The sequence below is a fragment of the Allobosea sp. CER48 genome, assembly GCF_044752385.1.
GTDB lineage: Bacteria > Pseudomonadota > Alphaproteobacteria > Rhizobiales > Beijerinckiaceae > Allobosea.
Map to the genome: position 1 here is coordinate 1 of NZ_JBIWYK010000144.1, position 7096 is coordinate 7096.

Consider the following 7096-nt stretch of genomic DNA (forward strand, 5'->3'; position numbering starts at 1 on the left):
TCGGCGCTATGGCTTGCCCGCTCTCGCTCTCGCCATGGCAGTAGCGGCACCAGAGGGCGCTGACGAGCGCGAGCCCGTCGATCGGGCGGCCGGCCTGCAGCGCATCGCGCAACGTCGGAAGGATGAACTTCGGTTGGCGATTCGAGCCGTCGAGGCAGAGCCTGCGGATCGTGTCTCCGATCGTCGGGTTGGCGAAGCGCCGTTCGATGGTGCGCTTGTAGTCCGCCAGATCGGTGCCTGGGACGGGCGGGACGACGGGAATGACCTCGTCATCGAGCAGGGCCGAGAGGAAGCGGGCGATCTGCGTGTCCTGCATCGCCTCATGGACGAAGTGGATGTCGAGCAGACCGGCCGGATAGGCGATCGCTGCGTGCCCGCCATTGAGGATGCGGATCTTCATCAGTTCGAAAGGCGCGACATCTGCGACGAACTGAACGCCGACATTTTCAAGCCGGGGGCGCCCGGCAGGAAAATGATCCTCCAGCACCCATTGCCGGAAGCCTTCGCAGAAGACGGGCCGGCTGTCCTCGATGCCGAAGCGCCCGCGCAGCGCCTGGCGCTCGCGATCCGACGTCGCGGGGGTGATGCGGTCGACCATGCCGTTAGGGAAGGCTACGCTCTCGCGGATCCAGCGCGCGTCGGCGGGTTCGATCAGCTCGACGAGCCCGGCGACGGCATCCGCGGTGACATGGCCGTTGCCCGGAAGGTTGTCGCAGGACATCACGGTGAATGGTTGAAGGCCGGCCGCGCGCCGCCTGAGGAGGCCGGCGGCGATCAAGCCGAAGGCGGTCTTCGGACAAGCGAGGCGGTCCGCCGCATCGGCGGCTATGTCGGGATGGCCGGGATCGAAAGCCTGCGTCGCCGGGTCGATGTAGTAGCCGCCCTCGGTGACCGTCAGCGAGACGATCCGGGTGCGGGGATCGACGAGGCGCCGAAGGATCGCGCCGCTGTTTCCGGGAGGGACGAAGTCGATCATCGCGCCGGTCACGCGGGCCTCGGCGCTGTCGGCCTCCTGCGTCACCAGCGTCGTCAGGAAGTCCTGCCCGGCGAGGTCGCACCCCATCTCCGCGTCGCTTTCCCTGACGCCAGTGCCGATGATCGCCCAGTCATGATCGAGCCCGCGCTCGAACAGCTCGTCGAGATAGGCGGCCTGGTGCGCACGGTGGAAGTTGCCGACGCCGATATGGACGATGCCGGGGGTCAGATCGTCTCTCCGATAGCCGGGAATACCGACCGACGGCCCGAACTGTCCGAGCGTTGCCAGCGACAGGCGGGTCGCCACGGCTCAGCCTTTCCGTTCAGAGCGGAGTTTCAGGGCGAGGTCCGGGCGGTCGCTGGTGATCTGGGAGATCGGCTGGCCGAGCCAGAAATCGAGTTCGCGCACCGTGTTCGGAACCCAGGCGCCGAGCTTGTCGCGGCCGACGATGCCGACGGCGCGGTCGACCGTCAGCAGCAGCAGCGATTGCTCGACCGCGACGATGCAGCCGAGATCGACGAAGCGGCGCAGGGTCCGGTCAACGCCGCCGAACGCTTCGCAGGACCGGCGGTCCACCGAGGCGAGCCGGCGCATATGCGGCGCCTTCGCCCTGATCTCCTCGATCACCTCAGGGACGAAGCAGGTCAGCACGACGCGCGACGCCATCTTGCGGGCCTCCACCAGCGCGATGACCTTGTCGAGAAGGCCCGGATAGGGATTGCCGAAGGCGTCCATCTTCATCTCGATCTCGAGCTCGATCCGGGTGGGACCGAAGACGTCGAGCACCTCCGGCAAGGTCGGAATCGTCTCGCCGAGCGTGTCGTCGAGCTTCACCTTGGCGAGGGCCTCGCGCGATAGATGCGCGACCGGGCCCTTGTGATCGCTGGTCCGGTCGAGCAGGGGATCGTGGATCACCATGATCTCGCCGTCGCTGGACAGATGGACGTCGAGTTCGACGGCATCGACGCCGAGGCCGCAGACGTTGCGGAAGCCGCCCAGGCTATTCTCCGCCCAGATATTACGCGCGCCGCGATGACCGATGATCCGCATCTTGATTGAGCCCTGCTAGCCTGTTGGCGGGTTACTTGCCGCTATCCACCAGCCCCTTCACGAACCAGCGCTGGAGGATGAGGATGACGATCGTCGGCGGCAGCATCGTCAGGAAGGCCGCGTTCATCAGGAGATGCCAGGTCGGGAGCGAGTCGCTCTGCGGCATCAGCTTCTTCAGGCCGATCACCGCGTTGGCCATGGCTGGCTCGGTGGTGAGCAGCAGCGGCCAGAGATACTGGTTCCAGCCCATCAGGAAGAGGATGATCGCCAGCGCGACGATGTTCGAGCGCGACAGCGGCAGCAGGATCAGGCGGAAGAACTGCCACGGCGTGGCGCCGTCGATGCGCGCGGCCTCACAGAGCTCGTCGGGAATGGTGAGGAAGAACTGGCGGAACAGGAAGGTCGCGGTAGCCGACGCGATCAGGGGCAGGATCAGGCCGGAATAGGTGTTCACCAGATTCCAGTCGAGATCGACCAGCGCCTGAATGCCGAGCCAGGAGCCGAGGATGTTGAGTGGGAGCGCGACATTCGCGGCAGATTCATAGGTCGGCACGATGCGCACCTCGATCGGCAGCATCAGCGACATGAAGATCAGCCAGAAGGCCGTCATCCGGAAGGGGAAGCGGAAATAGGTGACGGCGAAGGCCGCGATCACCGAAACCGCGAGCTTCCCGACCGTGATGCCGGTGGCGATGATGAAGGAGTTGAGCAGGAGCCGGCCGAAATTGGCGTTGCTCAGCACGGCCTGCGTGTTCGCGAGGAACTGGCTGCCGGGGAGCCAGGACATCGGCACGCGCATGATCTCGGCCTGAGAGAGCGAGCCGGTGACGAAGACGAAATAGATCGGAAGACAGACGAGCGCGGCTCCCACCAGCAGGATCAGGTGACAGGCCGCGTCGATGACGGGGGTCCGCTCGTTCATCGATCTACACGCTGTAGTTCACGCGGCGCTCCACGAAGCGGAACTGTGCGAAGGTCAGGAGCAGCGCGAGCACCATCAGCACGACGGATTGCGCGGCGGAGGAGCCGAGGTCGAGCGTGACGAAGCCGTCCTGATAGACCTTGTAGACGAGGATCGAGGTGGCGCCGGCCGGGCCGCCCCGGGTGGTGGCGTCGACGATGGCGAAGGTCTCGAACAGCCCGTAGACGAAGTTGATCACGATCAGGAAGAACAGCGTCGGCGCGATCATCGGCAGCGAGATCCGCAGGAAGCGCTGGATCGGCCCGGCGCCGTCGAGATAGGCGGATTCGAGGATCGACTGGGGAACCGACATCAGGGCGGCGACCAGGAAGATGTAGTTGTAGCAGATGTGCTTCCACGAGGCCGCCATGACGATCAGGGCGAGCGCGTGCCAGGAGTTGCGGTTGGGGTCCCAGTCCAGGCCGAACCCCTGCAGCATGTGCGCAACGGGGCCGACGCGGGGATTGAACAGGAAGGCGAGCATGATGCCGGCGATCGCCGGGGCGATGGCGTAGGGCAGCAGAAGCACGGTCCGGTACGCGCCGCGCCCGCGCAGGATATGGTTCGAGGCGAAGGCGAGCAGCAGCGCGAGCGACAGCGTCAGCACGTTCTGAGCGATGGTGAAGATCAGCGTCACCTGCGCAGACGACCAGTAGACGCCGCTGCGGAACAGCCGCTCGAAATTCTGGAAGCCGACCCACTGGGTGGTGGCGCCGAACGGATCGGTCAGCTGGAAGGCCTGGATCAGCGCCCTGATCGAAGGGATGAAGAAGAACAGCAGCAGGATGAAGAGCTGCGGCGCCAGCAGCCAGAAGGGCAGGCGCCATTCCTTGAAATGTGCTCGCTTCAGCCCGCTTTCGGCCTGGGCATCGGCGGCGCCGCTCTTCACGAGCAGCCGCCGGAACGGCCAGCGGAGGCGCAAGCCGCCGCCGGTCGCTGCGGGAAGGGCCGCCGTGCTACTTCTTGCCGGCATTGAGCTGCTCGTAGCGGCGAAGCGCCTCGTTGCCGCGGGCCGCCGCATCGTCGAGCGCCTGCTGCACCGGCTTCTTGCCGAGGAAGGCGGCCGAAACCTCCTCCATGATCGCGACGTTGATCTGGTTGCTGTTCCCGATGCGGAAGCCGAGAGAATTGTCGCTGGGCGTGCCGCGCATCAGCTGCACCACGGCGATCTCGCGCGTCGGGTTCTTCTGGTAGTAGCCCTGCGCCTTGGCCGCCTCGTAGGCCGCGGTCGTCACCGGCACATAGCCCGTCGACTGGTGCCACCAGACCTGCGTGTCGGTCTGGGCGAGGAAATCGTAGAAGGCGGCGATCGCCTTGTACTTCTCGGGCGTATGGCCCTTCAGGGTCCAGAGCGCAGCACCGCCGATGACACTGTTCCTCGGCGTGACGCCCTGCTCGTAGGGCAGCTCGGCCGCGCTCCAGTCGAACTTCGCGGCGGCGACGACGGCCGCGTGCGAGGCGGTGGAGGCGATGATCGTCGAGCATTCGCCGGAGGTGAAGAGCTGGATCGGGATGATGCCCTGGCCAGCGAGCTGCATCACGCCGGGGCCGACCAGGCGCTTCATCCGCTCGACCTGGCCGACCAGCTTGCCCTTGTTGAAGACGAAGCTGGCGTCGAGGCCGTCGAGGCCGTTGCGCTTCGTCGCATAGGGGATGTCGTTCACCGCGCTGTAGTTCTCGAGGAAGCTCCACTCATAGTCGCCCGGCAGCACCATCGCGCATTTCGAAATGCCCTTGGCCTTGATCGCCTCCAGCTGGGGCTCCAGTTCCTGCCAGGTCGCGCCGGGCTTGTCGAAGCCCGCGGCTTTGAAGTGATCGCGGTTGTAGAACAGGATCGGAGTCGAGGAATTGAACGGCATCGCCTGGAGCTTGCCGTCGATCGCGTAGTAGCTGACGACCGGCGCGATGAACTTCGAGACGTCGATCGGGCGGCCCTGCTGGGCCATCAGCTCGCTGGTCGGGACGATGGCGCCGGAGTTGACCATGGTCAGGAAGGAGCGCTCGTTCGACTGCACGATCTCGGGCTGGCGCTTGGCGCGATAGGCCGCGATCGTCCCATTCAGCACTTCGTCATAGGTGCCCTTGCCGACCGCCTTGACCACATAGTCCTTCTGCGAGTCGTTGAATTTCTTGACGAGCTCGTCGACCCGCTCGCCGAGCGCGCCGCTCATCGCGTGCCAGAACTCGATTTCGGTGGCGGCCTGAGCCGAGGACATGCCCGCCAGCACCAGCGCGCCGGCCCCGGCGAGCGCTCCAAGGAAAGATCGCATACTAAGCCTCCCTCATGATGTTATCTGAGCATATGCTCGTTATTAAATCATATGCTCGCACACCCGCTTCCTATGTCAACCGTCGATGACAGGCGAATGACGGCGAGCCGGCGCGCGCCGCGCGACAGCAGGAAAGCCTGGAGCGCTTCGATCTTTGGGAATGGCGTCAGGCGGCCAGCAGGGCGCGCGCGGTTTCTTCGTCGGTGACGAGGCCGTTGACGATCTTTCCTGCGAGCGCAGCGCGCAGGGCGGCGACCTTGGCGATTCCTTGGCCGATGCAGATTCGCAGGCGCTCGCCGTTCGGCTCCGGGGGCACGCTGGTGACCCGCAGGTTGGTGCCCCGATCAAGGAAGCAGCCCTCGGCGTCGAAGACCCAGCCGGTCACCTCGCCGACAGCGCCATGGCGGACCATGTCGAGCATCTCGCCGCGGGTCATGAAGCCGTCGCGGTAGAGCACGGCGTCATCGCCGATCTGGCTGATGCCCATGATCCAGAGGTCGGCTTCGGCTGCGATGGCACGAATCCGCCGGATCGCCTCGATCTCGATGAGCTGGGCGCGCTCCTCCGCGCTTGAGACATAAAGTGGCAGCGGCATCGGGAAATGCTGTGCCTTGGTGATCTCGGCGAGTTTGACCAGCGTGTCGAAGGGGCTGGCCGACCCGTCCGGCGAGATTGTGCCGACCAGCGAAACCAGCCGGTGCAGGGGGCAGGACATCGGAGGGACGCGCTCGATGCTCGCCCGCATGGAGCGGCCGGTGCCGAGCGCCATGACCAAGGACTTGCGCGAGCGCAGCCAGCGCTCGATGAGCACGCCGCCCAGTGCCGCGATGCCGGCTGCGCCGGTTTCCCGCGAGCCGTCGGACGGGGCTACGTCGCAATGCAGCAGTTCGAAGCGATCGCGCAGCCTGGCCGCAAGGTCCATGCAGGTGCTGATCGGATGGTTCATGCGAAAGCTGATCAGCCCTTCGCTGCGGCAGAGGGAGACCAGGCGCTGCGCGGCCGGCCGCGAGATGTTGAGGATCTGCGCGATGTCGTCCTGGGTGCGGCCGGCGATGTAGTACAGCCACCCGGCGCGTGCGGCATCGTCGAGGCGGTTGCTGTCGTTCTCGGCCATCGGAGCCTTCAGGTTACCGCCGGCGTGAGTGCGAGCTCCTGCCAGGATTCGAGGATCTGGTCGGCCCCCGCTGCCAGGAGGGCCTGCCGCTGGTCCAGGATCGCGAAATGGCTGCCGGCGGCGAGGCCGTAGGCCGTCATCCCCGCCGCCTTCGCGGCTGTCACGCCGCTGACGCTGTCTTCTATCACGAGGCAGCGTTCGGGTGCTGCGCCGCGCTCCCGCGCTGCCAGCAGGAAGAGGTCCGGCGCCGGCTTGCCGCGCTGAACCCGCGTCGTGCTGAAGATCCGGCCCTCGAAGAGATCCCAGAGCCCGGTCTTGCGCAGGCAGATCTCGATGCGCTCCTCATCGCTGGACGAGGCCACGCAGTAATCGCCGCCGAGGGCTTCGACCGCGCCGCGGACGCCCTCGACCGGCTTGAGATCGCGCGTGAATGCCGCGAAGAGCTGGGCTCGCCACCCCTGCGTGAAATCGGCCGAGGCCGGGCGGCCGGTCATTCGCTCGTAATCCTCGATGACTGCGCTGGCGGGCCGCCCGAGATAGCGGCGCATGACCATTTCCAGATCATAGCTTGGGTCGAAAGGCGAGAGAATATCGACCAGGGTCCGGCAGCTGATGGTTTCGCTGTCGACGAGCACGCCATCGCAATCGAGGATGACAAGGTCGAAGGGCGGGTGTGGCGAGGACATCAGTCGGCCGTCAACGTGAGCAGATGCTCTCATGAAGAG

General features: G+C 65.9%; 7 protein-coding genes. All 7 read right to left on the reverse strand.

Annotated features, from left to right (window positions below; all coding sequences use genetic code 11):
• A partial coding sequence (locus tag ACIPIA_RS07610; protein ID WP_400508197.1) for a mannitol dehydrogenase family protein occupies positions 1-1282 on the reverse strand: 1282 nt, incomplete at its 3' end.
• 3 nt (positions 1283-1285) lie between these two features.
• The gene (locus ACIPIA_RS07615; RefSeq protein ID WP_400508199.1) at positions 1286-2026 is read right to left on the reverse strand and encodes a glycerophosphodiester phosphodiesterase family protein; all 741 of its coding nucleotides are present in this window, start codon (positions 2024-2026) and stop codon (positions 1286-1288) included.
• A gap of 31 nt (positions 2027-2057) precedes the next feature.
• Positions 2058-2948 (reverse strand): ABC transporter permease subunit, encoded by an 891-nt coding sequence (locus tag ACIPIA_RS07620; RefSeq protein WP_400508201.1) that lies wholly within the window; start codon positions 2946-2948, stop codon positions 2058-2060.
• 4 nt (positions 2949-2952) lie between these two features.
• Positions 2953-3960, reverse strand: coding sequence for an ABC transporter permease subunit (locus tag ACIPIA_RS07625; protein ID WP_400508203.1), 1008 nt, complete (start codon positions 3958-3960; stop codon positions 2953-2955).
• Entirely contained in the window at positions 3944-5257 is a 1314-nt protein-coding gene (locus ACIPIA_RS07630; RefSeq protein ID WP_400508205.1) for an extracellular solute-binding protein, read from the reverse strand. Before ACIPIA_RS07630 ends, ACIPIA_RS07625 begins: the two co-directional genes overlap by 17 nt.
• Before the next feature lie 166 nt (positions 5258-5423).
• A complete protein-coding gene (locus ACIPIA_RS07635; protein ID WP_400508206.1) occupies positions 5424-6371 on the reverse strand; it encodes a sugar-binding transcriptional regulator in 948 nt (315 codons plus the stop codon).
• An 8-nt stretch (positions 6372-6379) separates the two neighbouring features.
• Positions 6380-7096 (reverse strand): HAD family hydrolase (locus ACIPIA_RS07640; protein ID WP_400508208.1); only part of this gene is annotated, 717 nt, incomplete at its 5' end.

Bases quoted from the DNA above. Each gene is read 5' to 3' on its own strand.
- ACIPIA_RS07615 (WP_400508199.1), bottom strand. From the start codon at position 2,026: ATGCGGATCATCGGTCATCGCGGCGCGCGTAATATCTGGGCGGAGAAT.
- ACIPIA_RS07620 (WP_400508201.1), bottom strand. From the start codon at position 2,948: ATGAACGAGCGGACCCCCGTCATCGACGCGGCCTGTCACCTGATCCTG.
- ACIPIA_RS07625 (WP_400508203.1), bottom strand. From the start codon at position 3,960: ATGCCGGCAAGAAGTAGCACGGCGGCCCTTCCCGCAGCGACCGGCGGC.
- ACIPIA_RS07630 (WP_400508205.1), bottom strand. From the start codon at position 5,257: ATGCGATCTTTCCTTGGAGCGCTCGCCGGGGCCGGCGCGCTGGTGCTG.
- ACIPIA_RS07635 (WP_400508206.1), bottom strand. From the start codon at position 6,371: ATGGCCGAGAACGACAGCAACCGCCTCGACGATGCCGCACGCGCCGGG.